28 protein-coding genes and 1 pseudogene are annotated in these 25071 nt (G+C 67.7%); 12 read left to right on the top strand and 17 right to left on the bottom strand.

Features of this window, described 5'->3' with window-relative positions:
- Positions 1–375: 375 nt before the first annotated feature.
- Positions 376–588, top strand: a complete 213-nt coding sequence (locus AB0N02_RS41540; protein WP_363959062.1) for a hypothetical protein — start codon at positions 376–378, stop codon at positions 586–588.
- Between the two features lie 324 nt (positions 589–912).
- On the opposite strand, the pseudogene AB0N02_RS41535 reads toward AB0N02_RS41540, so the two are convergent.
- The 3 genes and pseudogenes from AB0N02_RS41535 to AB0N02_RS41525 form a co-directional block, all read right to left on the bottom strand.
- Positions 913–1387: pseudogene (locus AB0N02_RS41535) on the bottom strand (IS5 family transposase); the annotation flags it as partial.
- Positions 1388–1438: 51 nt separating this feature from the next.
- Positions 1439–1603: a transposase gene (locus AB0N02_RS41530; RefSeq protein WP_363959059.1), complete on the bottom strand. Its 165-nt coding sequence runs from the start codon at positions 1601–1603 to the stop codon at positions 1439–1441.
- Between the two features lie 140 nt (positions 1604–1743).
- Positions 1744–2688 (bottom strand): alpha/beta hydrolase, encoded by a 945-nt coding sequence (locus AB0N02_RS41525; protein WP_363959056.1) that lies wholly within the window; start codon positions 2686–2688, stop codon positions 1744–1746.
- A 189-nt stretch (positions 2689–2877) separates the two neighbouring features.
- Between AB0N02_RS41525 and AB0N02_RS41520 the strand changes: the two genes are divergently transcribed.
- Positions 2878–3825: a WYL domain-containing protein gene (locus AB0N02_RS41520; protein WP_363959053.1), complete on the top strand. Its 948-nt coding sequence runs from the start codon at positions 2878–2880 to the stop codon at positions 3823–3825.
- 518 nt (positions 3826–4343) lie between these two features.
- Here AB0N02_RS41520 and AB0N02_RS41515 read toward each other — a convergent pair.
- Positions 4344–4571: a hypothetical protein gene (locus tag AB0N02_RS41515; RefSeq protein ID WP_363959050.1), complete on the bottom strand. Its 228-nt coding sequence runs from the start codon at positions 4569–4571 to the stop codon at positions 4344–4346.
- Positions 4572–4711: 140 nt separating this feature from the next.
- On the opposite strand from AB0N02_RS41515, the gene AB0N02_RS41510 reads away from it, so the two are divergent.
- The gene (locus AB0N02_RS41510) at positions 4712–5068 is read left to right on the top strand and encodes a helix-turn-helix transcriptional regulator (RefSeq protein ID WP_363959047.1); all 357 of its coding nucleotides are present in this window, start codon (positions 4712–4714) and stop codon (positions 5066–5068) included.
- A gap of 27 nt (positions 5069–5095) precedes the next feature.
- On the opposite strand, the gene AB0N02_RS41505 is transcribed toward AB0N02_RS41510, so the two are convergent.
- The 3 genes from AB0N02_RS41505 to AB0N02_RS41495 form a co-directional block, all read right to left on the bottom strand.
- A complete protein-coding gene (locus AB0N02_RS41505) occupies positions 5096–5686 on the bottom strand; it encodes an ATP-dependent Clp protease proteolytic subunit (RefSeq protein WP_363959044.1) in 591 nt (196 codons plus the stop codon).
- On the bottom strand, positions 5683–6309 hold the full coding sequence (locus AB0N02_RS41500) for an ATP-dependent Clp protease proteolytic subunit (RefSeq protein ID WP_363959041.1): 627 nt from the start codon (positions 6307–6309) through the stop codon (positions 5683–5685). Before AB0N02_RS41500 ends, AB0N02_RS41505 begins: the two co-directional genes overlap by 4 nt.
- Positions 6310–6555: 246 nt before the next feature.
- Positions 6556–6783: a hypothetical protein gene (locus AB0N02_RS41495; RefSeq protein ID WP_363959038.1), complete on the bottom strand. Its 228-nt coding sequence runs from the start codon at positions 6781–6783 to the stop codon at positions 6556–6558.
- 966 nt (positions 6784–7749) lie between these two features.
- Between AB0N02_RS41495 and AB0N02_RS41490 the strand changes: the two genes are divergently transcribed.
- Positions 7750–8481 carry a peptidase inhibitor family I36 protein gene (locus tag AB0N02_RS41490; protein WP_363959035.1) on the top strand — a complete coding sequence of 244 codons (732 nt, stop codon included), beginning with the start codon at positions 7750–7752 and terminating at the stop codon, positions 8479–8481.
- A gap of 146 nt (positions 8482–8627) precedes the next feature.
- Here the strand turns inward: AB0N02_RS41490 and AB0N02_RS41485 are convergent, their stop codons facing one another.
- The 5 genes from AB0N02_RS41485 to AB0N02_RS41465 all read right to left on the bottom strand — a co-directional run bounded on the left by AB0N02_RS41485 (position 8628) and on the right by AB0N02_RS41465 (position 12972).
- Positions 8628–9914 carry an MFS transporter gene (locus AB0N02_RS41485; protein ID WP_363959032.1) on the bottom strand — a complete coding sequence of 429 codons (1287 nt, stop codon included), beginning with the start codon at positions 9912–9914 and terminating at the stop codon, positions 8628–8630.
- 204 nt (positions 9915–10118) lie between these two features.
- Entirely contained in the window at positions 10119–10625 is a 507-nt protein-coding gene (locus AB0N02_RS41480) for a cupin domain-containing protein (RefSeq protein WP_363959029.1), read from the bottom strand.
- 16 nt (positions 10626–10641) lie between these two features.
- Entirely contained in the window at positions 10642–10863 is a 222-nt protein-coding gene (locus AB0N02_RS41475) for a hypothetical protein (RefSeq protein WP_363959026.1), read from the bottom strand.
- Between the two features lie 847 nt (positions 10864–11710).
- A complete protein-coding gene (locus tag AB0N02_RS41470; protein ID WP_363959023.1) occupies positions 11711–12013 on the bottom strand; it encodes a hypothetical protein in 303 nt (100 codons plus the stop codon).
- Between the two features lie 386 nt (positions 12014–12399).
- On the bottom strand, positions 12400–12972 hold the full coding sequence (locus AB0N02_RS41465; protein ID WP_363959020.1) for a TetR/AcrR family transcriptional regulator: 573 nt from the start codon (positions 12970–12972) through the stop codon (positions 12400–12402).
- 76 nt (positions 12973–13048) lie between these two features.
- On the opposite strand from AB0N02_RS41465, the gene AB0N02_RS41460 reads away from it, so the two are divergent.
- The 4 genes from AB0N02_RS41460 (at position 13049) to AB0N02_RS41445 (ending at position 15799) form a co-directional block, all read left to right on the top strand.
- Positions 13049–13429 (top strand): DUF4267 domain-containing protein, encoded by a 381-nt coding sequence (locus tag AB0N02_RS41460; protein WP_363959017.1) that lies wholly within the window; start codon positions 13049–13051, stop codon positions 13427–13429.
- Between the two features lie 89 nt (positions 13430–13518).
- The gene (locus AB0N02_RS41455; RefSeq protein ID WP_363959014.1) at positions 13519–14238 is read left to right on the top strand and encodes a hypothetical protein; all 720 of its coding nucleotides are present in this window, start codon (positions 13519–13521) and stop codon (positions 14236–14238) included.
- Positions 14235–15374, top strand: a complete 1140-nt coding sequence (locus AB0N02_RS41450) for a CapA family protein (protein ID WP_363959011.1) — start codon at positions 14235–14237, stop codon at positions 15372–15374. The genes AB0N02_RS41455 and AB0N02_RS41450 overlap by 4 nt, the downstream gene beginning before the upstream one ends.
- Before the next feature lie 68 nt (positions 15375–15442).
- On the top strand, positions 15443–15799 hold the full coding sequence (locus AB0N02_RS41445) for a hypothetical protein (RefSeq protein WP_363959008.1): 357 nt from the start codon (positions 15443–15445) through the stop codon (positions 15797–15799).
- Positions 15800–15852: 53 nt separating this feature from the next.
- On the opposite strand, the gene AB0N02_RS41440 is transcribed toward AB0N02_RS41445, so the two are convergent.
- Positions 15853–16125 carry a GNAT family protein gene (locus AB0N02_RS41440; RefSeq protein ID WP_363959005.1) on the bottom strand — a complete coding sequence of 91 codons (273 nt, stop codon included), beginning with the start codon at positions 16123–16125 and terminating at the stop codon, positions 15853–15855.
- A 277-nt stretch (positions 16126–16402) separates the two neighbouring features.
- On the opposite strand from AB0N02_RS41440, the gene AB0N02_RS41435 reads away from it, so the two are divergent.
- Positions 16403–17254 carry a DUF72 domain-containing protein gene (locus AB0N02_RS41435; RefSeq protein ID WP_363959002.1) on the top strand — a complete coding sequence of 284 codons (852 nt, stop codon included), beginning with the start codon at positions 16403–16405 and terminating at the stop codon, positions 17252–17254.
- Positions 17255–17356: 102 nt separating this feature from the next.
- On the opposite strand, the gene AB0N02_RS41430 is transcribed toward AB0N02_RS41435, so the two are convergent.
- On the bottom strand, positions 17357–18292 hold the full coding sequence (locus AB0N02_RS41430) for a DUF4352 domain-containing protein (protein ID WP_363958999.1): 936 nt from the start codon (positions 18290–18292) through the stop codon (positions 17357–17359).
- A 202-nt stretch (positions 18293–18494) separates the two neighbouring features.
- On the opposite strand from AB0N02_RS41430, the gene AB0N02_RS41425 reads away from it, so the two are divergent.
- Positions 18495–19040, top strand: a complete 546-nt coding sequence (locus AB0N02_RS41425) for a hypothetical protein (protein ID WP_363958996.1) — start codon at positions 18495–18497, stop codon at positions 19038–19040.
- Positions 19041–19182: 142 nt separating this feature from the next.
- Here the strand turns inward: AB0N02_RS41425 and AB0N02_RS41420 are convergent, their stop codons facing one another.
- The gene (locus AB0N02_RS41420) at positions 19183–20550 is read right to left on the bottom strand and encodes a histidine kinase (protein WP_363958993.1); all 1368 of its coding nucleotides are present in this window, start codon (positions 20548–20550) and stop codon (positions 19183–19185) included.
- Positions 20551–20732: 182 nt separating this feature from the next.
- Positions 20733–21449, bottom strand: coding sequence for a UMP kinase (gene pyrH / locus AB0N02_RS41415; protein ID WP_363958990.1), 717 nt, complete (start codon positions 21447–21449; stop codon positions 20733–20735).
- Positions 21450–21957: 508 nt separating this feature from the next.
- Here pyrH and AB0N02_RS41410 point away from each other — a divergent pair.
- Complete coding sequence (locus AB0N02_RS41410) at positions 21958–22833, top strand: class II glutamine amidotransferase (RefSeq protein WP_363958987.1); 876 nt, start codon at positions 21958–21960, stop codon at positions 22831–22833.
- A 234-nt stretch (positions 22834–23067) separates the two neighbouring features.
- Positions 23068–23682 carry a class I SAM-dependent methyltransferase gene (locus tag AB0N02_RS41405; RefSeq protein WP_363958984.1) on the top strand — a complete coding sequence of 205 codons (615 nt, stop codon included), beginning with the start codon at positions 23068–23070 and terminating at the stop codon, positions 23680–23682.
- 109 nt (positions 23683–23791) lie between these two features.
- Here the strand turns inward: AB0N02_RS41405 and AB0N02_RS41400 are convergent, their stop codons facing one another.
- Entirely contained in the window at positions 23792–24994 is a 1203-nt protein-coding gene (locus tag AB0N02_RS41400; RefSeq protein WP_363958981.1) for an ATP-binding protein, read from the bottom strand.
- Positions 24995–25071 lie beyond the last annotated feature (77 nt).

The raw sequence follows: 25071 nt of genomic DNA, 5'->3' as shown, positions 1-25071 counted from the left end.
AGTTCCAGCGGGTACTTCCGCTTCCCCATGATCGAGACCTTTCCCATGATCCGTGGACCATGATCCAAAGCCTCCGGAAAAACGGGGGAAGCTCAAGGGGACTCGCGGGCAGGGCCGCACCGCATCTGACCAGCGCCGGAACACGTCAGGGGATCATGAGCCGCAATCTTCCACACTGATGGATCAACGATCACACAAGAGTTGGACCGTGCTCTCTTCTAGGCTGGCGAAGTGATCGAGTTGGGTTCACGAGAACGTACGCAACCGCCGCCCCCTCACATCGTGTGGGAGAGTTTGGCCGACCCGTGGCGGCCTAGCGGACGGCCATGGCTGAACTTGCGTTCGGATGAGGTCGAGCCTCGCATCCTTCGGGCGGTGGAGCCGGAGTTCGTGGTCTGGTCGTCGTTGTGGCCGGATAGGCCCGATGACGAGATCAGATTCGACATCCGGCCGACCCCGAACGGATGCTCACTGCGCTGGACCTTGTCGACGCCCGGAGAAGCCCCGGAACAGGCTGTGCTCGGCCGTCTGCGCTATCGGCTCAACTTCCTGATCAACGCTCAGCTCCGTTTCTCCTTCGGCCAGTAAGGGGCTCTCGGCGGTTGCGTACTGCAACGAGTGTTGCAACAGAGGCACACAACGGCTCACGTCCACGCCCGTTCAGCACTGCTCGGGGCCAGGCTACGAGCCCCTGATCATGGACGGGGTGGTCCTGATAAGGAAAAGGTCTGTTCCGAGCGCGGTGCCCGTCGCGTGCCCGACGGAGCGGAAAACGAGGGGGACAGCGGGGAGTCACGGGGAACCCGATCAGTGTCGTGAGCTGCGTTTTCGCAGGTCGAGCAAGATCGGCATCCGTCTTTGCAAGCAGGATGTCAGGAGTTCGAATCTCCTAGGCCGTGTTCCATAAGCGGGTCAGAGCCATTCGTCGATCGCGGCGATGTTGTAGGTGGCCTGGTAGCGGACGGCGAGCTTGTCGTAGCGGGTGGCCAGGCCGCGGTTTCGTTTGAGTCGGTTGATACCGCACTTCACGGCGTGGCGCTGCTTGTAGATCTCGGGGTCGAAGGTCGGTGGTCGTCCGCCTTTCGACCCCTTCCTGCGCCGGTTGACGGCCTGATCGTCCTTGATCGGGATCGTCGCCTTGATCCCGCGTCGTCGCAGGTGCTCCCGGTTGGCGTTCGAGCTGTACGCCTTGTCGGCCAACACCCGACCAGGGCGGGTCCTGGGTCGCCCGCCGCCCGGGCGCGGCACCCGGATACAGGCCAGGACCTTCGTGAACTGCGGGCTGTCGCCGCGCTGCCCCCCCGGTCACCACCACGACGAGGGGGTTCTGGCCTTGCTCGCAGGCCAGGTGCAGCTTGGTCGTTCAGCCGCCGCGGGAACGGCCCAGGGCATGGTCGGCGGGTTCGTCATCGACGCCGCCGGGCGGCTCCTTCTGCTCCTAGGGACAGCCGGCCCGTACCCGCCAGCGGATCCCGTCGATGAGCTGGCGTTTGTCCCACTTCGGCGGACGCCCTGGTTTCCGGCCCTGGGGCAGCAGGGGCTGTAGCGCCGCCCACCGCGCGCTGGTCAGGTCGTGCCGCCTCGCCGCCGGTGTGGTGGCCACGAGGTCTCCGGTTTCGTTCTTCTTGGTCGTTGAACGGTCTACCGGAGACCTCGCTGTTTATCTATGACCGACACATGCTTCTGTGAGCCGGCTGGTCACGGCCGTCGGGCGACTGGCCCACAGCGCTCCTGAAACATGCGTTAGGTGGCATCCCGCTGGTCCAGCCACTTTAGAATCGCCTGGTTTGTTTCTTCCGGCTTTTCTTGCTGGATCCAATGACCACAATCCAGGCTGACCACTTCCACATTGGGCACGAACTCCGCCAGCTTCTCGGACTTCGAGATCACATCCCGGTCGCCGTAGATCATGAGCGTGGGCTGCCGGATGATCGGGTCCACGTCCGCCAGCAAGTGCCAGTTGCGGTCGAGGTTCCTGTACCAGTTCACACTGCCCGTGAACCCTGACGTTTCGAAGGAGGAGACGAAAACGGCCAGTTCGCTATCGCTCATCAGGGGCTCACCGAGCGGTTTTTCCGCCCTGGCGAGATCGATCAGCGCCATACCTGGCTGAGGCTCTGTGGGGGGCTCGTTCTTCCGGTACAGGTTGCGAAGGAACTGGAATGTGTTCTCTTCGAACACAGCGTCCGCGACGCCCGGCTGCCGATTGAAGTGGACGAAGTAGAAGTCGCCGCCGAGCACGGCTTCCATGAACTCGATCCAGGGCTTCTCTCCGCGCTCCTGGTAAGGAAGGCTGAGGTTGATCACCTTGTTCACACGGTCGGGGTGCAACAGGGTCAGCCCCCAGACGACCATCGCGCCCCAGTCATGACCGACGAAGGTGGCGTCTTCGTACCCGTAGTGATCGAGAAGCGCGACGAGATCACCCGACAGGTGCTCGATGTCGTAGTCCGTCACTTCGGCCGGACGGGACGAGTTGCCGTAACCCCGCTGGTTCGGGACGATGACATGATAGCCCGCTGCGACAAGGACAGGCACCTGGTGACGCCAGGAAAAGGCGTGCTCCGGCCAGCCGTGACAGAGCACAATGGGCTTTCCGATATTCTGCCGACCCGCTTCGAAGACTTCAAGTTCCACACCGTTGACCGAAATAAGGGTGGGCTTGGGAAAATCGGCTGGATCAAACATTGCATTTCCTCTTTATCTTTTCGGGGTGATCAGGAGACGAAGGTGCCCGAAGATGGCGTCGGCGCACCCCTGAGAGGCCGAGGGTCGATACGGTCGTGGGTAGTGGGACTCGTCGGTGAGATCGTGTCTCCATCTTGCCGACCGAAACCGGTCACCTCATGACCGGTTTCATGTGAAAGTGTTGTCGGCGTGCGAACCGACCGGCTGGTGGCCATCCTCCTCTTGCTGCAACGGCGCGAGCAGGTGACAGCAGCAGAGGTCTCCCGAGAGCTGGAGGTCTCCGAGCGCACCGCCCGCCGCGACCTCGACGCCCTGGCCATGGCCGGGGTGCCCGTGTACTCCATGCAGGGCCGAGGCGGCGGCTGGCGCCTCGTGGGCGGCGCCCGCACCGACCTGTCCGGGTTGACCGCGAGTGAGGCCCGCGCCCTGTTCCTGGTTGCCGGCCAGGCGTCGGCTGCGACGCCGGCCGTGAAAGCAGCTCTGCGCAAGCTCGTCCATGCCCTGCCGGAGCCCTTCCGGATGCAGGCCGAGGCAGCAGCGTCGTCGTTGGTCATGGACCCGCAACGATGGGGGTCGAGTCGGGTCGAGCACCGACCACCTCGCTTCCTCGACGAACTCCAAGACGCGGTGATCCGCGGCGTCCAGGTGCGGCTCGGCTACGTCGACCGCAAAGGCGCCGAAACCGAGAGAACCGTCCACCCGCTGGGCATCGTCGCCAAAGGTTCGTCGTGGTACCTCGTCTCCAACACCGAGGCCGGTCGGCGGACCTTCCGGATCGACCGCGTGTCGTCCGCCGACCCGACCGGCGATCCCGTGCACCGACCCGAGGACTTCGACCTTGCCGAGAGCTGGCGCGAGATCGCCGACGAGGTCGACCGCAAGCGAACGCCCCTCGAGATGCGGGCGGTATGCGCGCCCCACGGGATAGGCCTGCTCCGGACGCTGCTCGGCGGTCGGCTCGAGGTGGGAGGTTCCACGACCGACGGCCGCATCGAGGTCGTGATCCGCGGCCACGACGAGTATGCGCTCGCCTGTGAGCTTGCCGGGCTGGTCGAATGGCTCGAGGTGACTGGTCCTCCGGGTGTGCGGGACCACCTGGCCTCGATCGGCAACGCGCTCGTCGAGCGATACGGCTGAGACCGGCACGAGCGCTTATCGACTGGTTCGTCCGCGAGCTTGAGAAGCACGGGAGAACAGAGGACCCCGGTCCGCCGAACGACATCCTCTCGATCACGATGTGCTGGTGGTACGCGAGCCTCGTGTCCCTTATCAAACACTCCGCTCAAACACTCCGCGTTCGCGCAGGAGCGTGAGGTTCGCCTGGTCTGTATCACGACCGGCGACTTCACCGAGCCCTGCCATCGAGCCCCGCCATCGAGTCTCGTCCTTTGGCATCGTCCCGTACGTCCAGCTCGGGCATATCGGCGCTGAAGCAGACAACCACCGGCTGCTGTTGGCCGACGCTCACCTTGGTCCGATACGTCACCCCGAGTCCGCCGAGATCGGGCTCCGCTCACTGCTGAACACCCACGGCTACACCGATGCGGAGGCTTATGAAACACGGCCTAGATTTCACCTGCCGAAACTCCCCCGCCCTGATCTTGAAAACAAGGGGTGAGTGACTACTGAGGTTGAACTCGTGATGTCGTGTGTGGTTATGCCGGTGTAAGGGGCAGGCCGGTTCCCGCGAGGCGGCCGTCGATGAGGCCGCTGCGGTATTGGATGGTGCGCAATCCCTGCCGGACGGTGCGGATCAGGTGCTCTGAGCTGGTGAAGGCGATGTTGAACAAAAAGCAGCGCCGCAGTAGCGACCAGATGCCCTCGACCGGGTTCAGATCAGGGGCGAGCACCGTCTGCGGCGCCCTGCTCATGGGACTGGTCACCGGCTCACCGAATGATCTTCGCTACGGTGACCACTCGGTGAGCGCGTGATTCGCCCTCGGACGGACCGGAGGAGACGGAGACGATTCCGCTCTGCGCGGATCCGGCTGAACTCGAACGCGCCGTCTACCTAAGGTGAGGCATGGCCTCTTCTGTCCCGCCGCTACGTCCGGCGATGGATCGGACCGACTCCAAGCCGTCTCCGGCTCGCGAGCCGCTGTGGCGGCACGCGCTCGGTGGGTGTCTCAGAGGCCTTCGTCACGAGCGGGGCGAGAAGTTGAGCGAGACGGCACGTCGCGCCGGAGTCTCGCCGCAGTATCTCTCCGAGATGGAACGAGGCGTCAAAGAGCCGTCGAGCGAAATGATCGCTGCGGTCGCCGGCGCGCTGGATGTGACCCTGGTCGATCTGACCCTTGCCGTCGCCGAGAGCCTGCGGTCTGCTCAGAGCAGCACGTCGAGAGGTGCCACCTGCTCGGCGGCGTATGCTCTGGCCGCGTAGCGTGGCCTGCCGGGATTATCCACTGGCCTATGAGCGCTCCTCGATGAGCTGATCGAGGAGTCCGTACTCCAAGGCCGCGGTCGCGGTGAACACGCGATCGTGATCGGTGTCGGCGCGTAGGGTCTCGATCGTCTGGCCGGTGTGCCGTGACAGTATGCGCTCGATGTCTGCTCGGACACGGACGACCTCGTCGGCCTGCAAGATGAGATCGGGGATCGTTCCGCGCCCCTGAGCGGCTGGTTGGTGCAGGATCACTCGTGCGTGCGGGAGAGCGGCACGTTTTCCTTCGGCACCCGCGGCGAGGAGGACGGCACCCACCGCGACGGCCTGTCCAACGCAGGTTGTCGAAACCCGCGGGCGGATATAACGCATGGTGTCATATATCGCGAGCATCGCGCTCGGATCTCCGCCTTCGCAGTTGATATAGAACTGTATTTCGGCATCGGGGTTGTCCGACTCCAGAAAAATCAGCTGCGCGATGAGCGCGTTCGCGACGCCCGCGTCGATCGCGGTGCCCAGATAGATGATTCGCTCGGTGAGCAGGTGCGAGTAGACATCCATGATCCGCTCGCCACGAGAATTCTGGGTGATGACGTTCGGAATCGTGTATGTGGTCACTGGCCGACTCCTTCGGTGACGCCGAATCCGAGCCGTGGGCGATTGCGTGGCGCGATTTCGTCGAAGTTCTGCACGATTGCATCTATGAAGCCGTACTCCAGTGCCTCTTGCGCTGTGTACCAACGATCGTGCAGAGAATCCTCGAATATGCGCTCGACGGTCTGCCCCGTGTCCTCGGCGATAAGGCCGAGCACCGTGTCGCGAGTATGCCGAAGGTCGCCGGCCTGCAGTTCGATGTCGACTGCGGTGCCACCGATTCCCGCCGAGCCCTGGTGCATCAGGACACGTGCGTGCGGCAGGGCTCGGCGTTTCCCTCGGGCCCCCGATGACAGCAAGAACTGCCCGGCGCTGTAAGCAATGCCCAGCACGAGGGTCGATACGTCACAGGGAATGAGTCGAATGACGTCGCGGATCGCAAGCATCGAGGGAACCGACCCGCCCGGCGAGTGAATCCACAATGCGATATCCGCCGACGCGTCCTGCGTGGCGAGTGCTATCAGCTGCGTGGCCAGCAGTGTCCCGTTGTCATCGTCGAGAGGGCCGTCGAGAACGAGAACACGCTGGTCGTAGAGTTCGCGCCTTACCCGTGCATCGAACAGTGGAAGATTCGATTCTCCGCTCATGCGTTCATCATGTGAGGCGATCCGGACCGGCGTCGACACGATCTGCCTGGAGCAGATCTGCTCTGAGCAGCGGGAGCCCGGTTTCCGGCCCGGTTCGTAGCATTGCGGTCGGTCACGGTCACTCGCGGGGAGCCTGTAACCCACCCGCTCGGCGGCCGGGTATGCGGCCTGGGGGCCGGTCCCGGCCGCCGGCAGCTCGGGCCGCTGCATATCGCGGGGCCCACCTTGTCCGACGAGACCGCTCGACTACAGCTCGTCGGGCGCTGCCGCATTTCGTCGAGCCTCGCGCTGCGCCCATTCACGACGCTGAGCCGCACGCTCCGCTGTCACACGCTCATGCAGACTCGGATCCCGTCGCCTCTCATGTCTGATCGCCAGTCGGACCGCCCAGTAAATGAGGAAGAAGAGCACCACCGCAGGAACGACCCAGATAACCAACAGAATCAGGACCTCAGCCGGGCTGATCGCGAACATCCGATCCTCCATATGAGGGAGGACAAGTGTGCCCCGATCTGTCGTTCAACGTCTACCAACCACTCTGGCCCGGCACGCCTGCGGAGCTGAGTATCGCGCCGTGGAGCGGCCAGCTGTACAACCCGGCCAAACCCAACGAAAAGCCCAGGCCAGGGGGGTTTCCCAGGCTGGGCCCCGGTCGTTCCAGAGGCCCCTTGAGGGCCGTACGGCACGGAGGTACGGCAACGCCGCCGCCGTACCTCACCGCGTGAGAGCGACCGGCATCGCGCATCTGAGCCGTATGGCAAGGTCGTGAGCGAGGGGTGCCGGTAGTTCGGGACGAAGAGCCCGTGGGTTCAGATCCCGCCACCCCGACCCGGCTCAAAGGCCACTTCTCAAAGGCCACTTCCGGTCATCGGAAGTGGCCTTGCTCGCGGCCGGGTCGGTGACCTCCTGGTAGGTGACCGTCTTGAGGTACTTGCCAACCGGGTGGGACCTCTGCGGCGACGACCTGATCGACGTCTACCGGTGGGAGGCCTCCAGGGCACCGGCTCGTCGGCGGCCGCAGCCCCGCTCAGGTCGGCGGTATCGAGGGAGTGGCCCATCGTTCACCCCTTGCTTGTGCGGCCCGGCCTTGCCGCGCCGTCGACACGATCGGTTCGGGAGGCCGCGCCGTACCGCGTGCAGTGGTCGCCAGGTGGAGTGAACTCCATGCCGTTCTCATCAAGCGCGTTGTGGATCGTCACCTGGCCGTTCGGAAAGCCGAACCCCAAGACGGTCCTTGTGGACGATCAGGATGAACCCCACGTGTCGTTACGCTTGGTAGTCAAAGAACCTCATAGTGTGTTCGGTGGGCGTCTGTGCCGGTCACGTCGTCACGCCACGCGGGGCTCCACCTCCGAACGGCGCTCGCGACAGCCACCGTCCGCAGAACCCGGCGGCTTCCCCTGGGGTGGCCGTCCCAGCCACCAACGGTAAGGAAGCACAGTGAACGACAGGGAACCGAGAGTGATCTACGGCCAGGGGGCTGAGGCGTGCCCCGAGGGCAACCTCTGTCTCTACCGGGCCTCGAACTTCAACGCGGGGCAGACCCCGGGACGTGGCGACAAGATCCTGGCCATTCCGACGGGCGTGTACGTCAACGACTTCTCCAGGTACGGATTCGACCACAGCGGTGACGGAGTGAGTGCCGTCGTCAACAACACGGCCGAGGACAACACGCTTTTTTCGGCCGCCGACCAGCAGGGGCACTCGCTGCCGGTGAACCGGGGCACCTCGATCGCGAATCTGCAGAGAATCCCCATGGCCGAAAGTCCGAACGGCTCCTGGAACGACCAGGCCCAGTCCGCGCGGGCGGCCCACTTCACGGGAAACCTGCGCGTCGACCAGGAACTGCGGGGCCACTGGTCCGAAGGCACGGGGTACATCTACTCCTACCGGCTCACGATGCACGCCGAGGAGACCCGCGTCATGAAATGGGCCGTGGGCTTCGGCGACCTGCCGCAGGGGACCTCGCTGTCCAAGAGCTTCACCGACACCTTCTGGGGCGAGATCCTCCGCAACGGCACCGACGGCGCCGTCCTGCTCGGTTCCCCCAACGGCGGCGGGCACGGTGTCGAGCCCGGGACGGCCCTTCTCATTGACGTCCAGGTCCTCTACCCGGACCAGAGCCCCGCCTACGAACGCCTCACCGGCCTGCACGCCCAGCAGCTGGCCTGACCGCGTCCCACCTACGCCGAACTCCACCGGACAGCCGTGTCCGATGGAGTTCGGACCTTGTCCGGCGCATCTCGGGGTGGGACCGGTTCAGGCCGACATCGAGGTTCCGCGATCACCGGCGAAGCCGGGTGGGTCCAAGTCGCTGTCTAGCCGGCCGCTCCTGAGCGGTCCGCCGGGTTCCGCGGTGCGGGCTCGTGGACATCGCCGGGGAGTCTTCCTCGCCATGGAAGGAAGGGCGCACTGCCCAGACAGAGCACTCCGGCGATGAGGAGCGACCGGCGGCTGGTCGAAGCGGTCGCGACCATGCCGCCCAGGGTGATGAACAGCGGTTGGATCGTCCGGGAGCTGACCGACCAGGCGGTACCGACGCGCGCCATGAGTCCGTCCGGGGTGGAGTTCATGCGGTAGGTCGCGAAGATCGGATTGAAGATCCCGGCGCACAGGAGCAAGAAGAAATCTATCGAGGTGATGGCGAGTACGGCCGAGGGCCCTGGGCCGACGAAGGCCATGGGGATGATCCAGATCGTTCGGGCGGCTCCGAAGACGAGTAGGGCGCGTTGCACGCCGAGGAGGGTGACCGTCTTGGGGGAAAGCGTCGCACCGAGCAATCCCCCCAGGCAGGGAACACCGAGGGCGATGCCGTACTCGAGCGGTGTGGCGCCCATGTCCTTGAGCATTACCACGGCCATGATGGGCGAACTCCACATGATCGCACCGCCGAAAAGCATGGCGTTGAGGTAGAGGGGCCGAAGGCCACCGTGGCCGAGGATGAAGGTCCACCCGGCAAGGAGCTCCCTTCTGGACCGCCCCTCCTTGGCCTTGCCGGCCGGGAAGCGGGTCAGGCGGCGCAGGAGCACGGCCGATGCCAGGAAGCTCACCGCGTCAACGATGAGGGTCACCAAAGGACCGGCCACACCTATCAGGGCGCCGCCGGCCGGTGGTCCGGCTGACTGGGTCGTCCAGTTCACGGTGTCGAGCCGAGCGTTGGCCGACGTCCTGAGCTCAGGGGCGACCACGTGTTTGATGTACGCCTGACTGGCCGCGCTGTTGACGATCGTGCAGCTCGTCTGCACGATCGCGACGACACAGAGCTGGGGGTAGGTCAGGGCGTCGAGCGCCGCGGCAAGGGGCACGCCGGCCAGCGCGGCGAATTGCAGAAGATCGGCGATTGCCATCGTGGCCCGCTTCTCGCTCCGCTCCACAAGATTCCCCAGCGGTAGGGCGATGATCGCGCTGGAGATGGCACCGATCGCGGCGAGCAGGGAGACCTGCAACGGACTCGCGTCCAGGACCATGATCGCGATCAGCGGAAGCGCGCCGACGCTGAGAGCCGAGCCGGCCGCGCTGACCGTGTACGACTGCCAGAGCCGCAGGAAATCCTTTCCGAGGCCGCCGTGCCCAGGTTTGAGCTCTGTCGCAGACGGCGCGCTCACGAAGGGTCCCCTCTGTCGCTGATCAGCTTCAGAAGTGTCGCACCCGTGCTCTGCGACGCACAGGTGTCTTCCCGTTCCGGGAGGCCGCCGGCAAGGAATCAAAACCCTGGAAGGTATGAAATATCGGGATTATCTGGGCGATTGACGTGTGGGGCTGCCTTCGCCTGATGTCAGCCGATGCCCGCCTTTCGATGTGTCGACGGGTCAGTGCGCCGGCGGATCATCCAGCAGCGTGTCGAGCGCGCCGGGCGGTAGCGTGGCGAGGAGTTCGCCGGTGAACTCCCCGTCGAGAAGAACGAACAGGATTCGAAGCGGCACGTCCGAGCGGTTCTCCCACCGGTGGTCGGTGCCCCGCTGGACGAAGACGTCACCCGGCCGCATCGTGCGCTCGGAGTCGGAGAGCACGAGTACGGCCTCGCCCTCGAGGACGACCCCGTAGTCGACGGTCCGGGTGCGGTGCATCGGCGAGGTCCCGCCGGGCGGCGTCACGACCACCCGGACGACCGTGCCGTGCCGCCTGGGGGAGACATTCAGCGGCCGGTCACCGGGTTCCGGTTCGTCTGGCGCGATCGGCGCCGGCATGGCGTCGGTCGCCCAGATCTCGTGGAAGACGACGCCGTCCGGCAAGGTGCGGGAGACGGGCGGCGGCCCGTCGGTCAGGAAGACCGAGTTACCGTCGAGGTCGTGGCCGGTGACGACACGGCGTGGCACGGGGGTGTCCACGGCGTCACACCGGCGGGGCGACGAAGCGCGGGTCGGGGGCGTTGAAGGCCTGGTCGGCGACGCTCTCGTTCATCGGGTCGGAGGTTCCCCACTGGTCCTGGTTCGTCGGATCGGTGACGTCGAATCGGGAGGAATGCCAGCTGTTCTTCGAAGAACAGGTGTTCTTCGAAGAAGGTGTGCGGGTGACGGTGAAGCCGTGAGCCGGCGGTCGCGGCGCGGGAAACACATCATCTCCTCCATCCTGGGACGGAAGAGCGGGTCGGGCAACCGGAATCCGGACGCTCGCCTTTTCCGCGGCAGGGATGGAGCGCTCCGGATTCGGTGGGGATCCGTTCCCGGAGACGATTCGAGCTCATGGCGGGCCGAGCCTCCCACTCCGCCGGGTTGTGGAAGCGCGCGGTACGGACGGTCGCCGAGGTCCGCCCGGTCCGCTCAGCCGCCTTCTCGCCGCTTCCTGACCCGAAGCTCTGAACAGGCCGTTCTCTCTTCGGTACCCCTGGCCGTACCTCCAGCGGACGGCCGCAAGATCCTGTCCTTCGACCCGCTGATCCCCCACGAAACGGACAACGCCCGGACGGACTACCTGGCCGACCGGATCGAGCTCGGCCTGGTCCACGGCAATTCGGCGGGCGGGCTCGCCGCGGCACGGCAGCTGGCCGAGCGCGTCACCGGAGTACGGCCGAACATCTTCAGTCGCACCGCGGCCGCCCACGGTGTCCTTGAGTGCTGAGACCTCTCAGCCTCACCCCGAGGCAGCCGCTCCGCCCACCGGGGCAACGGCCGGATCGGTGCACAAGGGCGGTCGTCCGTTTTCACCCGCGATCGGGGAAAGCCGGCCATGCGTTTCCTCTCGTTTCGCGGAGACCTCACTCCGCCCGCCGGGCCGGGTCTCCACGAAACGAGGGTGAATCAGGTGACGATCGACATGAGCGGCGCCCGTGCCGCCGCCGTTCGCGGGGTCCGGTCACACACCGGGCGCGTGGCCGATCCGTTTCTCCCGCCGGTCATCCGAGAAAGCGGCCAGGCCCGAAACGAAGAGCCGTCGAAAGCGGTTCGGGGTGCGCGTTCCACGGTCAGGGAATACGATATCCATCGTAGATGTATTGGTATGTTGGGCCTTCGGAGGTTCTCCACCACTGGTTGCCGGCGGTACTGATGCACGAGGCGTCGATGATCTGTGGAGTGGAGATCCAGGCGACCACGCTGCTGGTGCTGCTGTACCAGGAATGCACGGGCGTGTTGCTTTTGAAATTCATGTACACCGGGCTTATCGCAGAGCAGCCGGCGAGCGGGACCGCGTTCGCCGGACCGGCTGCGGCGAGGGTGCCGAATGCGAGCAGGGCGGCGCCGGCCAATGTTTTCAGCTGGAGCTTCATTTGTCCTCCTGAATGTTGATCGAAAATTCTTGATCAACATATACAGGGCAGATTTTGCTGTATATAGCGATAGGGTGACATGTTTCGATCTTGTTTATAAGCTTCTGATCGTTCTTTGTCATGTTGACAGCGCTTTATCGGTGGCGGTAAGGATGTGACATCGGTCCGCTCTCTCTTTCGCGGACCATGGTGGGGCGGGTGTTTCTTGGCGCGCGGGTGGCGAACAACGGCCTCACGGCAGACTCTCGAGTCGCCGGGCCATTGGCGATCCCGTGCCCGCTCTCCCTCTGCCCCGGGCGGAGACGTGCGGGGTGCGCCTGTGCGCCGTGAGGTTTTCGGTGCGCCGTGAAGGTTTCGGGTGGCGGGTCGTGAGGGCTTCGGCGGCCTCAGTGTGAGAAACGGCTGAGGAGCAGGGCCAGGCGCCGCCGGTGGTCCGGGTGCCGGAGTCTGCCGTTGCGCATCAGTGTGAGGAGCCCGTGCAGTGCGCTCCAGAAGGTCTCGGTGAGGGTCTCCAGGTCGTCGTTTCGGGCCAGGGGCCGTAGTGCCTCGCGTAGCTCCCCGAAGGCCTGCTGCAGGGCGGGCGGTGCCTGGGGGCTGGCGAACGGCAGGTCGACGGGGTGGGTGAACATCGCGTCGTACAGCGCGGGCCGCCGTTCCGCGAACGCGGCGTACGCGGTGCCGACGGCGGCGAGGGCCTGCCGGGGGTCGCTCGCCGAGGTCCGGGCCTCGCGCAGCTCGGCGGCCATGGCGGCGAAGCCCTCCATCGCGACCGCCGCCATGATGGCGCCCTTGTTCTTGAAGTGGCTGTAGAGGACCGGCTGGCTGTACTCGATCTCCTCGGCGAGCCGCCGCGTGGTCACCGCGTCCCAGCCTTCCGATTCGAGCAGCTCCCGCGCCGCCGTGACGATCAGCCGCTCCCGCTCCGCCCGCTCGCGCTCTCGGCGCGTCTGGATAGACATGACCATGATTCTAGCGCCGCTAGTGTTTGTGTCGCGGATATGTTAGCTTTGCTCCATTATCTAGCACTGCTAGCCAATGGGGAAGATCATGCTCATCGCCGCCTACGCGCTCGCCGTCCTGCTCAACCTCTTCGTCATCGTCATCGGCGCCCGGTTCCTGCTGGTGCCCCAGGCCGCGGCCGCCGGCTACGGCGTTCCGGCGAAGAAGGACGGAGACGCCGCCTACCTGACCGTCAAGGGGTCGCGCGATCTCACCTACGGCATCCTCGGCCTGGCACTCCTCGCTTTCGCCGGTGTCCGTGCCGAGGCCTGGTACATGCTCGTCGTCGCCCTTGTCCCCCTCGGCGACACCCTCATCGTCCTGCGCAACGGCGGTACCAGGGCGGCCGCCTTCGGCATCCACTTCGCCACCGCCGTGGTCGTCCTCATCGGTGCCGCCCTGCTCTTCGCGGTCTGAGACCGAATCCCCGATCGCCCTCATGGAACTCATCGAAGGAGTCGCACAAGGGAACAAAAGTAATGAAGAGCGCTAAAAGGAGGGACGTCATGTCGAGATCGGCACAGACGGTGGAGGACTCCCGGCTGGACGCTCTGGCCCGTCGGCTCGTCGAGGCCCTGGGCGGCCGGTTCTCAAGCGAGATGGGCATCGACGTCGACCGAGGAGACCGAGAGGTCGAGCGGTGGCTGCTCGCGGCGACACTGTTCGGCACCCGCATCTCGGCCGCGATCGTGGTGCGCACCTACCGCCTCATGGCGCGGGCCGGTGTGCGCACGCCCGCCGACGTCGACAGGCGCAGCTGGGACGACCTCGTCGGCCTCCTGGACCGTGGCGGGTACGTCCGCTACGACTACCGTACGGCGACGCGGCTGCAGAAGCTGGCCGCGGTGCTGCACGAGGACGGGGTCGGCACGCTGCGCGGGGACAGCCTGACCGACACCCGTTCCGCGCTCGACGCGCTGCCAGGCTGGGGACCGGTGACGGTCGCGCTGTTCCTGCGCGAGATGCGCGGTGTCTGGCCGGGCATCGATCCACCGATCGACGATCGCGCCGCGGAGGCCGCCCGCCACATCGGCCTGCTCGGCGAGGGCGAGCAGCCGCTGGAGCGGCTGAGGGAGGTCGCCGCACGGACCCGACTGGACCTGCGGGATCTGGAGGCATCCCTCGTCCGCCTGTGGCTGGCACACCACCGAGAGTTCCAGCGGTGCGAGGGAGGGCCCCGCTGCTCCGGGATCTCGGCCGTTCGCCCGGGTAAGTCCGGCGGGTGACCGTGCGGCCCGGCCCGGTGACGGTGTTCCTCGGCGGTGACGTCATGCTCGGCCGTGGCGTCGACCAGATCCTTCCGCACCCGGGAGACCCCGCGCTGCGCGAACGATATGTCGGCGACGCCCGCGCCTACGTCGAGCTGGCGGAGGCGGCCAACGGCCCGATCCCCCGCCCGGCCGGCTTCTCCTGGCCATGGGGTGACGCCCTGCGGGTGCTGGACGAGACCGCGCCGGACGTACGGGTGATCAATCTGGAGACGAGCGTCACCCGGAGCGACGAGTTCGCGCCGGGCAAGGCCGTCCACTATCGGATGAGCCCGGCCAACGTCCCCGGCCTGGCGGCGGTCCGGCCGGATGTCTGCGTGCTGGCGAACAACCACGTCCTGGACTTCGGCGTCGCGGGCCTGGAGGAGACCCTGGACACCCTGGCCGCGGCCGGGCTGCGGTCCGCGGGGGCGGGACGGGACATGGCCGAGGCGAGGCGCCCGGCGGCCGTCGCGGTCCGCGGAGCCGGACGGGTGCTGGTGCTGTCCTTCGGAACGGCCTCCAGTGGCATTCCGCCGGGATGGGCGGCGACCCGGGACCGGGCCGGGGTCGACGTCGTCTCCGAGAGCTCGGACACCCAGGCGGACGAGGTCATCGATCGGGTACGGCGGGTGAAGGAGGCCGGGGACATCGTGATCGCCTCCGTTCACTGGGGTTCCAACTGGGGGTACGGCGTCTCCCGCGATCAGGTCAGGTTCGCGCACCGGCTGGTCAACGGCGGTGTCGACGTGGTGCACGGGCACTCCTCACACCACCCCAGGCCCGTGGAGGTCTACCGCGACAGGCTCGTCCTGTACGGCTGCGGCGACTGCGTCGACGACTACGAGGGCATAAGCGGCTACGAGCAGTACCGCGACGACCTGCGGATGCTCTATCTGGTGGCGCTGGAGGCGGGCTCGGGGAGACTGGCCGGGCTGCGGATGGTGCCCATGCGGGCCCGGCGGATGCGGCTGTGGCGTGCCCCGGCGGAGGACTGCCGGTGGCTCCGGGAGGTCCTCGACCGGATCAGCCGTGGCCACGGAACGCGGGTGGATCTCGAACCTGACGGCGTACTCACCCTGCGGTCGGCCCCGGCTCCGGTGGCACGCGAGTGAAACGGAGGGCCACGGGTCACCCGGAACGACAGAAGATCCCTCGGGGGGCGGGATGAGACCATTCGGGCATGAGCGCGGTTGAACGGATGTCCGCCGAGGATCTGCGGATCATCAAGGAGTGCCTGGACGCGGCCGTGAACAGGCCGTTCTTCCCCGACTGGGAGTTCCAGACCCTCATGGGCCTCACCAGGGGCGAGATCGCCGCGATCGCGGCGGCCTGGCCGTCCTCCTCCGAAGGCGGCGGGCAGGACGATGCGGTGAACAACGTGCTGAACATGCTGCTCGGTTATCCGCACGACCACGAGTCCCGATGGCACAAGTATTCCAGCGCGACCCCTGAGCGGATCGCGCGCGTGCCGGCCCGATGGCGCGGCGACGACGGCTTCGACGGGACCGCCAAGGGCGCCTTCGACCGCCTACGGTGAGGCCGAGGGCATCACGCCTTCGGGCTCACCGGCCGGAGGGCACGCCTTCGGGCTCACCGGCCGGAGGGCCGCGAAGGCCGTTCCTCGCCCAGCACGAGCATCACGTGCTCGTGCTCGCCGTGCTGGACCTTCCCGGCACGCCGGAAACCGCATTTCTCCAGCAGGCGCACCGAGGCCGTGTTCCCGACGAACGGGTCGGCGTAGAGCGGACGGGCCTTCTCGCGTTGCAGGAAGAGCGTCAGCGCCCTGGTGCCGACGCCCCGGCCCCAGTACGGCCGGCCGAACACGTATCCGATGAAGCGCCTGTCCTGCTCCCACCAGGCCACGAGATTGCCGGCCGGCCGGCCGGCCGTCGACGGTGACCGTCTGCACCAGGACCGTGGGATCTCCAAGGACCCTCGTGGCCCAGTGAGTCATGAAGATCTCCCGATCCCGGGGAGTGAACTTCGATCGCCGGACCGTTTCGGGGTCGTGCTCGTGCTCCAGGAACAGCTCCAGGTCGGTCTCTTCCACGTCTCTCAGCCGCACATCGTCGCTCATGCCGAGTGATTCTCACACCGGGCACCGACGTTTCCACCGCCGAGCTTGGATACCGTCGAGGCCATGCGGCTTCATGTGGGATGCGCGATGTGGACACACGCGCCATGGCAGGGGCGCTTCCTGCCTCATCCGCTTCCTCCCGGCGAGCGTCTGCGCTCCTACGCGACCTGGTGCAACGCGGTGGAGGGGAATACGACGTTCTACGCGACACCGACGAGGAGCACGGTGGAGTCGTGGGCACGGCAGACCGCTCCCGACTTCCGGTTCGTGGTCAAGCTGCCCAAGACGGTCACGCACGGGCATCGCCTCACCGGCGCCGACGAGGAGCTCCGGTCGTTCCTGGAGGCGATCGAGCCGCTCGGGCCGCGGGCCCACGCCCTCTGGGTCCAGCTGCCGGGCTCGTTCGGCCCGGCGGACCTCGGCGTCCTGGCGGGCTTTCTGCGTCGGCTTCCCGGCTCGTACAGGTACGCCGTCGAGGTTCGTCACCGCGCGTTCTTCGAGGACGCGCGGTCCGAGCGGCTTCTCGAAGGCATCCTCGCCGGTGTCGGCGCCGAGTGGGTGCCGTTCGACACCGTCACCCTCTTCCAGAGCCCTCCGACCAGCGACGCCGAGCGGGAGGCGTGGACGAAAAAACCGCGTGTGCCGCGCAGGTCGTCCGCGCTCACCGACCGTCCGATCATCCGCTACCTCGGCCGCGACTCCGAGGAACGCACGGTCGAGGGCTGGCGGTACTGGGTCGACACGGTCACCGGGTGGCTGCGCGAGGGCCGTTCGCCGACCGTGTTCGTCCACACCCCCGACAACGCCGACGCGCTGATGCTCGCCCGTCGTTTCCACGAGGAGGTACGGGCCCGGCTGCCCGAGGTCGAACCGCTGCCCGAGCCCGAGCCGACCGAGCCGCTGACCCTGTTCTGACCGTGAGGACGTGGCGGAACGCCTCCCGGCGGACCTTCGAGGATGTTCCGGTGGCGGGGAGACGACCTCGGAGGCGGGAGAGGGACGAGGCGGGGAGGGAGGCTAGGAGAGCAGCCACTCGCCTTTCTGAGGGGAGAGGGCGGGCCCGAACTGCAGCTTCGTCAGCACCGCGGTCTCGGGCACCTCGAACACGATCACGCCCTTGCGGGAGTCGCCGACGGCGATCGTGACCGACCCGCCGAGCGGGATTTCCTCGGTGACGTCCGCCAGCGTGGTGCGGTACTGCTGGCCCTCGGCGTCGATGATCGTGGCACCCATGATCGGCGAGTCGTCGTAGACGCTCGTGCCGACGTTCTTGATGGTGAGCTCGACGGCGGCGAGACGTTTGCCGGGTTTCGCGGTGAGGAACTGGTTGGCCGCGGTTCCCCTGCCGATGACCCGGTTGAGGGTGACGGCGATTTTCGTGCCGGCGTTGAGGCCGTTGACGGTGATGGTCTCGCCGACCTTCGCGGCCGTCGTCCCCGCCTGTCCGGCCTGCCGCTGAAAGGCAGGTGCCGAGGGTTGTGCGGCCACTGCCGCCGGGGATTGCGCGGGCACCGTCGCGGGGGGTTGTGCGGGCAGTGTCGCCGGGGGTTGCGCGGACACTGTCGCGGGGGTGGGCTGGACGTTCTCCAGGGCGAGTTCGGGCGCTGACGCGCTGGATCGCACCTGGTCGGGAGTGGAGCGGAGCAGTTCGTCGCCCGCTGTCGGGATGGTGCTGACCGCGGACAGGGTGGCGATGACGCCGAGCACCAGCAGCAGGGAGACGCCGGCGACGATGCCGATGATGGCACCCGCGCCGGTGCGCGGCGGCGGGGGATAGCCGTAGTCGTAGTCGTGCCGGGGGTACCGCGGTGGGTACGGCTGGGGCTGTGGGTATCCCGCCGGCGGTCCCTGGTGGAAGCCGTCCCGCCGCTGGTAGGGCTGCGTGGGATGGCCGTACGGCCGCTGCTGATGCGGTCTACGCGGGGGCTGCTGGCCATAAGGCGGGTTGGTCACGTCATCTCCGGACATCGGCGCGATGCGTGTGTGACGCCCGCGCCGTGTGCCCGGGCTACGCGCTGACCGGATCAGGCCACCCTCCGGACCGGCCGCGGGGAGGGGCGAAGCGGGTAGGGGGCGCGGGTAGGGGGCGAAAGCGAGGCGGATAGGGGACGAAAACGGATGGACGTCCATGGGGAGGCGGCGGCAGGGTACGCCCATGGCTCCGTACGAGGTTCTCGTGATCTGCGGTCCCGCCGGGGTGGGAAAGTCCTCCACCGCCTATGAGGTCGCCCACCGGCTCACGCGGGCCGGTGTCTCGCACGCGTTGCTGGACGCCGACGAGCTCGATCGGGTGCATCCGGCACCGCCCGGCGCCGACCTGGCCCGGCGGAACCTCTCCGCCATGTGGTCGAACTACGCGGCCCTTGGGCACACGCGTCTCATCCTCACCGGCGTCTTCGTCGACATCGGCCGCGAAACCGCCTGGATCGGTGAAGCCGTCCCAGGCGCGAAGATCACCGTGGTCCGGCTCACGGCCGACGGACGGACCCTGAGCGATCGCGTCCATCGGCGGGAGATCGGCTCCGGAGCCGAGGAACAGCTGGAACGCACGATGGCCCAGGTCAGAGGGATCATGGTCAACGACTCTGCGGACACCGTCGTCATCGACACCACCGACATGCCGGTGACGGCCGTCGCCGGGGCCGTTCTCGGCCTCTGGCCGGTTGAGGGGCCGGATGGCCGGGAGATCCGCGCGGGGTGACCATGCGGGGCCGGACGACCGCGCGGCCGGGGCCGTACGGTGCCGTGCGACCCCGGTGCCGTGCGACGAGGGGCGGGTGACCTCGGCCGCGGCGGCTCTCCGGAGGGCCGGGTGTCAGGAAGGGGACGTGGGCGGTTCCGGGTCAGGAGGTGGCGAGGAACTCGGTGGCCTCGGCCCGGATCCTGGTCACCTGGGCCGTCAGCGCCGCGACGTCGAACGGCACGACCGACGTCTCGAACTCCTCGCCCAGCGCCCGCAGCATGTCCATGCCGTCCCAGCTCGCGGAGAACTCCTCGTCGATCGGCTGTACGAGGTCGCCGAGCGTGCCCCCGGCCCGGTAACGCAGCACGAGGATCCGCCACTGCCCGAGGAAGCGGCGGAACTGCGCCAGGCGTTCGCCGGCCTCGGCGACCCCCGCGACGACCTCGTGCAGCGCCTGGTTCACCTGCTGCGCCCTGGCCGACATCTCCAGCACGTTCTCGTGTACGGCGTCGCAGAGCAGGGGCACCTCGCTCAGCGAGGTCGGCGGCGCGACACCGTCCACGACCTCGGCGGCGAAGGCGGCGACCATGTCGTTGTGCAGGCTGGCCAGCGCGATCCGGAACCTCAGGTCCGTGATGTCCGAGCGCAGCGCGGCGAGCCTGGGCGCCAGCCGCTCCAGCGCCTCCACCGCGGTACGCGTCGGCGTGGCCATCACCCGGGCGACGTTGCACAGCACCGGCGCGCTGTCGGCGACCATCGCGGAGGCGGTCTGGGCGGCGGTGACCGCGCGGTCGAGCCGGCGGGCGACGTCGAGTACCTGCGTGGACGAACGGACGAGCCGGTCGCTGAACACCCGGTAGCTCTCCAGCCGTGTCACCAGGTCGGCCAGCAGTGTTTCCAGCGTCCCCGCGCCGGTCAGCACTTCCGCGATCGGCCCCCGCGCCCAGGGCCGGGCGTAGGTCGAGGAGGCCAGTCTGCCGCGCGCCGCGACCTCGGCGGACAGAGCCTCGGTCAGGAAGTCGTCGTGCGAGCCGTACCCGAGCTCACCCAGCAGCTGTTCGAGCTGTTCCATACCGGCCAGCGCGATCTCGCGCCGGTTCATCCTGCTGTACTCGGCGGCCTCGCGCTCGATGTCGGCCGTGTGCCGGTACACCTGCTTGACCGTCTCGAACAGCCTGGTCCGCGGTGCCATCCGAACCGACAGGAAACCGCCCGCCAGGGGCGTCATGGTGGCGAAGACCCAGTAGCGGCTGCCGTCCTTGGCCAGGTTCTGCACGTAGGCGCCCGCCGGACGACCGGTGAGCAGACGGTCCCACATCAGCCGGAAGACCCCGGCCGGCATGTCGGGGTGGCGCACGATGTTGTGCGGGGCTCCGGTGAGTTCGTCGACGGAGAAACGTGAGGTCCGGACGAAGACCGAGTTGCCGCTGCGGATGAGCCCGTGCCGGTCGGTCGTGGAGAAGAAGAGCTCCTCCGCGCCGATGACCTGCTCCACTCCGTCGGACACGGTCAACTCGCCGAGGCTCACGGCCTACCTCCCGATCTGCCGAGAGGGTACCCGGCGGGCACTTCTGCCCTGATGTGGCTGGATGTAGCCGAAGCGTAGATGATCTAAAGACTCGTCAACAACACGAAGACGGTGTGACATGCGACAAAGTCACGCGACGAGCATCATCAGTCACGATCCGCGAATGATCGCAGGTGAGGGTGTCATCGGGTGATGAGGGTGCCGATGTCCTCGCCCTGGCAGATCGCCCTCATCGCGCCCACCGCCGCCACGTCGAAGACGTGCATGAGCAGCCCGTGCTCGTTCGCGATCACGAAGGCGCTCGCGTCCATGACCTTTATCCCCCCGGCCAGCGCCTCGCCATAGGTGAGGGTGGTGTAGCGCTTGGCGTCCGGGGTGATGTTCGGGTCGTCGTCGTAGACCCCGTCGACACCGCGCTTGGCGACCAGCAACGCGTCGGCGTCGAGCTCCAACGCCCGCTGGACCGCGGGATAGTCGGTCGTCACGTAGGGCTGCCCGATGCCGCCCGCCAGCAGCACGATGAGCCCGCGCCGGAGGTGCCGGTCCGCGCGCAGCCGGATGAACGGCTCGGCCACGCTCTGCATCGGAACGGCCGTCATGACCCTCACGTCCGACTCGCAGCGCGCGGTCAGCACCCCGCGCAGCATCAGCGCGTTCATGACCGTGCCGAGCATGCCGATGTTGTCCGCTTCGGCCCGGCCGATGCCCCAGCCGTCGGCCATCCGGCCCCGGAAGTAGTTGCCGCCTCCGATGACCACCGCGAGCTCGATGCCGAGCGCGTGCACCGACAGGATCTCCTCGGCCAGATGAGCGAGTCCGGCCGGATCCGTTCCCCACCCGGCGGGACCCGCGAGTGCCTCTCCGCTGACTTTGACCACGACACGTGAGTAGCGACGCATGTCCGCTCCCTTCGCGGGTCACGCGGTCGGCGACCCGGCCAAGCATATGAGAACGGTGTCGGCGGGCGAGAAAGGAATCGATCAATTCATTGACCGCTGAATGAAAAGGGCTGGGGTGCGGCTGTTCACGATCGCCCTCCGATGACGAGGTTGTGTGATCATGTGAATCAGCGGAAATCGAATTCCCCAAAAATCATGATAATTCACCCGATAAGGGTTGGATGGTCGTATTGCTTGCCGTAGCGGATCTTTCCGGTACAGCCGGGCCGGGCGGCACCCCCGGGACATCCACCGACGTCGTCAGGGGACAGTCTCGATCCGTACGGCGGGGCGGACCTCATCCCGCTTCAAAACTGTCGTATGACCTGGGTAAGCCCGCCCTCGGATCGCCACCCGGTGTGAATTCACGGCGGAGTATCGAGGCGGGGACGCGGAAAGCCGCCGCCATTGGAAAGCGGCCGTCGCCGGAAAGTCGTCGCCGAGAGAGAAGCGAAGGAGAGACACCGGGATGTGCCGTCTGTTCGGTATGAGCAGCGCTCCGCGACGGATCCGTGCCACCTTCTGGCTGCTGGACGCCCCGGACAGCCTGAGCGCGCAGAGTCATCGCGACCCGGACGGGACCGGCCTCGGCTACTTCGACCCGGACGGCACTCCGGAACTGCACAAGGCACCCGTCGCCGCGTACGCGGACCGGTGTTTCGCCGAGGAGGCCAAACAGGCGTGGTCCACCACCTTCATCGCCCATGTGCGGTTCGCCTCCACCGGTGGCCTGGTGTACCGCAACACCCACCCGTTCGAGCAGGACGGACGGCTGTTCGCGCACAACGGGGTGGTCGAGGGGCTGGACCTGCTCGACGCGCGGCTCGGCGACGACCGGTCGGAGGTCAAGGGCGACACCGACTCCGAGCGGGTGTTCGCCCTGATCACCAAGGAGATCCGGGCGCACGGCGGGGACATCGCCGCCGGCGTCGAGCACGCCACCCGGTGGATCGCCGCGAACCTGCCGGTGTACGCCCTCAACCTGATCCTCGTCACCCCGGACGAACTGTGGGCGCTGCGCTACCCCGACACCCACGAGCTGTACCTGCTGGAACGCGCTCCCGGCGGCAGGCACGGCGACCGGCACCTCGACCACACCGGCACCGGCGGCCGGATGCGCGTGCTCTCCCGCGACCTGTCCGGCGCGCCCGCGCTGGTGGTGGCCAGCGAGCGGATGGACGACAACCCGGACTGGCGGCTGCTGGAACCCGGCGAACTCGTGCACGGCGGACCGGATCTCACCCTGGACCGCCGGGTGATCCTGCCCGATCCGCCCGCGCACCGGCTGACCCTGGCCGACCTGCGTCCGAAGGCCGCCGCCTCACAGCGCCCCGAGATCCGCTGAGCGTGAAGTCCACCAAGCGTGAGGTCCACTGAGCGTGAAGTCCGCCGGGCGCGGAGGCCGCCGACGCGAGCCGTCCGCGGGGATCGCTCCCGCCTCGTTCCCGGAGTTCGGCCTTCCCCCGTGTACTCGGGGACTCGTGTACTCGGGGACCTGACGATCCACCCGTCCGTAACGGCCGCCGTCCGGAGCCCGATGACGGCCGTGGCGAACCGAACGACACCGGAGGGCACTGAGATGTCGCTGAACGGGACCGACGCCTACCGCCGGCTGGACGTGCCCCCGCTGGTGGCCCGTGCGGTCCGGCTCGCCGAGAGCCAGGGCTTCCCCTTCTCCTGCCGTCCCGAGCAGGGACGCCTGCTGCGGGTCCTGGCGGGTGGCGCCCGGACCTCTGTCGCGGAGACGGGCACGGGCTGCGGCGTGGGACTCGCCTGGCTCGCCACCGGCGCGCCGCCGGAGGTCGGCATCATCGGCGTGGAACGCGATCCCGGGCGTGCGGGGGCGGCGGCGGAGCTCTTCTCGGACGTCCCCAACGTGACGGTGATCTGTGGCGACTGGAGCGCGATCTACGACCACGCGCCCTACGACCTGGTCGTCCTCGACGGCGGCGGGCAGGGCAAGAACGAGGGCGACGAGCCCGCCGACCCCTTCCGCCTGCTCTCACCCGGCGGGACGCTCGTGATCGACGACTTCACCCCCGCGCGGACGTCGCCGCCCCTGTTCGGGGGGAAGCCGGACCTGGGCCGCCTGCACTGGCTGGAACACCCCGGTCTCACCTCCGTCGAACTCCGGCTGGCGGCCGATCTGGCGGCCGTCGTCGCCGTCCGCCCGCTCCCGGAGCCGTCCGCGTGACCGTCCTCGTGGCCGCCCTCGTGACGCTCCGGCGACCGTCCGTGTGACAGCCGCTCCCGCGATCGCCCGCGTGACCGTCTTCGTGGCAGTCCCCGTGGCCGTTCTCGCGTCAGGGGCGTGACCGGGGCAGGCGCACCTCGATGACGAGGCCGCCCTCGGGACGGGAACGGGCCTCGACGGTGCCGCCGTGGGCGTCGACGATGGCGCGCACGATGGACAGGCCGAGCCCCGCCCCGCGGGCCGAGCGGACGCGCTCGCCGTGCCGGCGGCGGAAGGGCACGAACAGCTCGTCCACCTCGTACGGCGGGACCACGGGACCGGTGTTCTCCACCGTGACGGTCGCGGCGTCGTCGTCCTCGCGGACGGTCACCCAGACGTCGCCGTCACGCACGTTGTGACGGGTGGCGTTCTCCAGGAGGTTGAACACGCAGCGTTCGAGGAAGAGGGGGTCGCCGTCGGCGAGCGCGGGACGCAGGTCCTGGTGGACGGTCACCCGGCGCCCGCGGGGTTCGAGGGAGAGCTGCTCCAGCACCGTGCCGACGACCTGGTGCAGGCCGACGGGTTTGCGGACGGTGAGCTCCTGCTCCGACTGCGCCAGAAGCAACAGGCCCTCGATCAGCCGTTCGTAGCGGGCGTTGGTGCCGAGCAGCGCGCGGGCCAGCGCCTTGAGGTCCTCGGAGGCGGCGGGCTCCTCCAGCGACACCTCCAGGATGGTCCGGTTGATCGTCAGCGGGGTGCGCAGCTCGTGGGAGGCGTCGGCGACGAAGCGGCGCTGGGCGTCGAACACCCGGTGCAGCCGGTCGAGCATCGCGTCGAAGGTGTCGGCCAGCCGCTTGACCTCGTCCTGCGGCCCCTGAAGCGCGATCCGCTCGTGCAAGGTGCTCTCCGAGAGCCGCTGCGCGGTCTCGGTCACCCGGTCGAGGGGACGGAGCGCGCGATCGGCCACCAGGTAGCCGAGCAGCAGCGCGATGCCCCCGACCAGGATCATGACGACCAGCGAGGAGCGCAGCATCTCGTCGAGCACGCCGGCGGCCCGTGCTTCGACCTCCGTCTGCACCTGCCGGGCCATCTGCTCGACGGGCGTGCCGTCGATGACGGTCCTGGGCAGGACGTCCGTGACCGGGCCGGAGGGCAGTATCGCCTTGTTGAGCTTCATGACGAACTGCTGCCTCAGCGCCCTGGCGGTCAGCAGGTAGGTGAACCAGAGCAGCACCGATCCGGTGGCGAAGAAGAGCGCGCCGTACAGCAGGGTGAGCCGCATGCGCAGCCCCAGCCTGTTCCAGGGCGAGCGGGCCGCGACGGCTCGTCTCACGGAGCGCGGGGAGTTCGGGGGGTGCGGGGAGCCGGAGAGGTTCGGAGAACCGGGGGAGCGCACGGAGCGTCCTTTCC

Source organism: Streptosporangium sp. NPDC051022 (genome assembly GCF_040683035.1).
In the GTDB taxonomy this organism is placed as follows: domain Bacteria; phylum Actinomycetota; class Actinomycetes; order Streptosporangiales; family Streptosporangiaceae; genus Streptosporangium.
This window is presented reverse-complemented; position numbering and strand designations above follow the sequence as displayed.

What these genes read in the sequence shown, in the direction of transcription:
- AB0N02_RS41510 (WP_363959047.1), top strand. Translation starts at nt 4,712, where the DNA reads ATGGCCTCTTCTGTCCCGCCGCTACGTCCGGCGATGGATCGGACCGAC.
- AB0N02_RS41455 (WP_363959014.1), top strand. Translation starts at nt 13,519, where the DNA reads ATGTCGAGATCGGCACAGACGGTGGAGGACTCCCGGCTGGACGCTCTG.
- AB0N02_RS41495 (WP_363959038.1), bottom strand. Translation starts at nt 6,783, where the DNA reads ATGTTCGCGATCAGCCCGGCTGAGGTCCTGATTCTGTTGGTTATCTGG.
- AB0N02_RS41465 (WP_363959020.1), bottom strand. Translation starts at nt 12,972, where the DNA reads ATGTCTATCCAGACGCGCCGAGAGCGCGAGCGGGCGGAGCGGGAGCGG.
- AB0N02_RS41425 (WP_363958996.1), top strand. Translation starts at nt 18,495, where the DNA reads ATGGCTCCGTACGAGGTTCTCGTGATCTGCGGTCCCGCCGGGGTGGGA.
- AB0N02_RS41460 (WP_363959017.1), top strand. Translation starts at nt 13,049, where the DNA reads ATGGGGAAGATCATGCTCATCGCCGCCTACGCGCTCGCCGTCCTGCTC.
- AB0N02_RS41405 (WP_363958984.1), top strand. Translation starts at nt 23,068, where the DNA reads ATGTCGCTGAACGGGACCGACGCCTACCGCCGGCTGGACGTGCCCCCG.
- AB0N02_RS41435 (WP_363959002.1), top strand. Translation starts at nt 16,403, where the DNA reads ATGCGGCTTCATGTGGGATGCGCGATGTGGACACACGCGCCATGGCAG.
- AB0N02_RS41470 (WP_363959023.1), bottom strand. Translation starts at nt 12,013, where the DNA reads ATGAAGCTCCAGCTGAAAACATTGGCCGGCGCCGCCCTGCTCGCATTC.
- AB0N02_RS41410 (WP_363958987.1), top strand. Translation starts at nt 21,958, where the DNA reads ATGTGCCGTCTGTTCGGTATGAGCAGCGCTCCGCGACGGATCCGTGCC.
- AB0N02_RS41445 (WP_363959008.1), top strand. Translation starts at nt 15,443, where the DNA reads ATGAGCGCGGTTGAACGGATGTCCGCCGAGGATCTGCGGATCATCAAG.
- AB0N02_RS41525 (WP_363959056.1), bottom strand. Translation starts at nt 2,688, where the DNA reads ATGTTTGATCCAGCCGATTTTCCCAAGCCCACCCTTATTTCGGTCAAC.
- pyrH (WP_363958990.1), bottom strand. Translation starts at nt 21,449, where the DNA reads ATGCGTCGCTACTCACGTGTCGTGGTCAAAGTCAGCGGAGAGGCACTC.
- AB0N02_RS41500 (WP_363959041.1), bottom strand. Translation starts at nt 6,309, where the DNA reads ATGAGCGGAGAATCGAATCTTCCACTGTTCGATGCACGGGTAAGGCGC.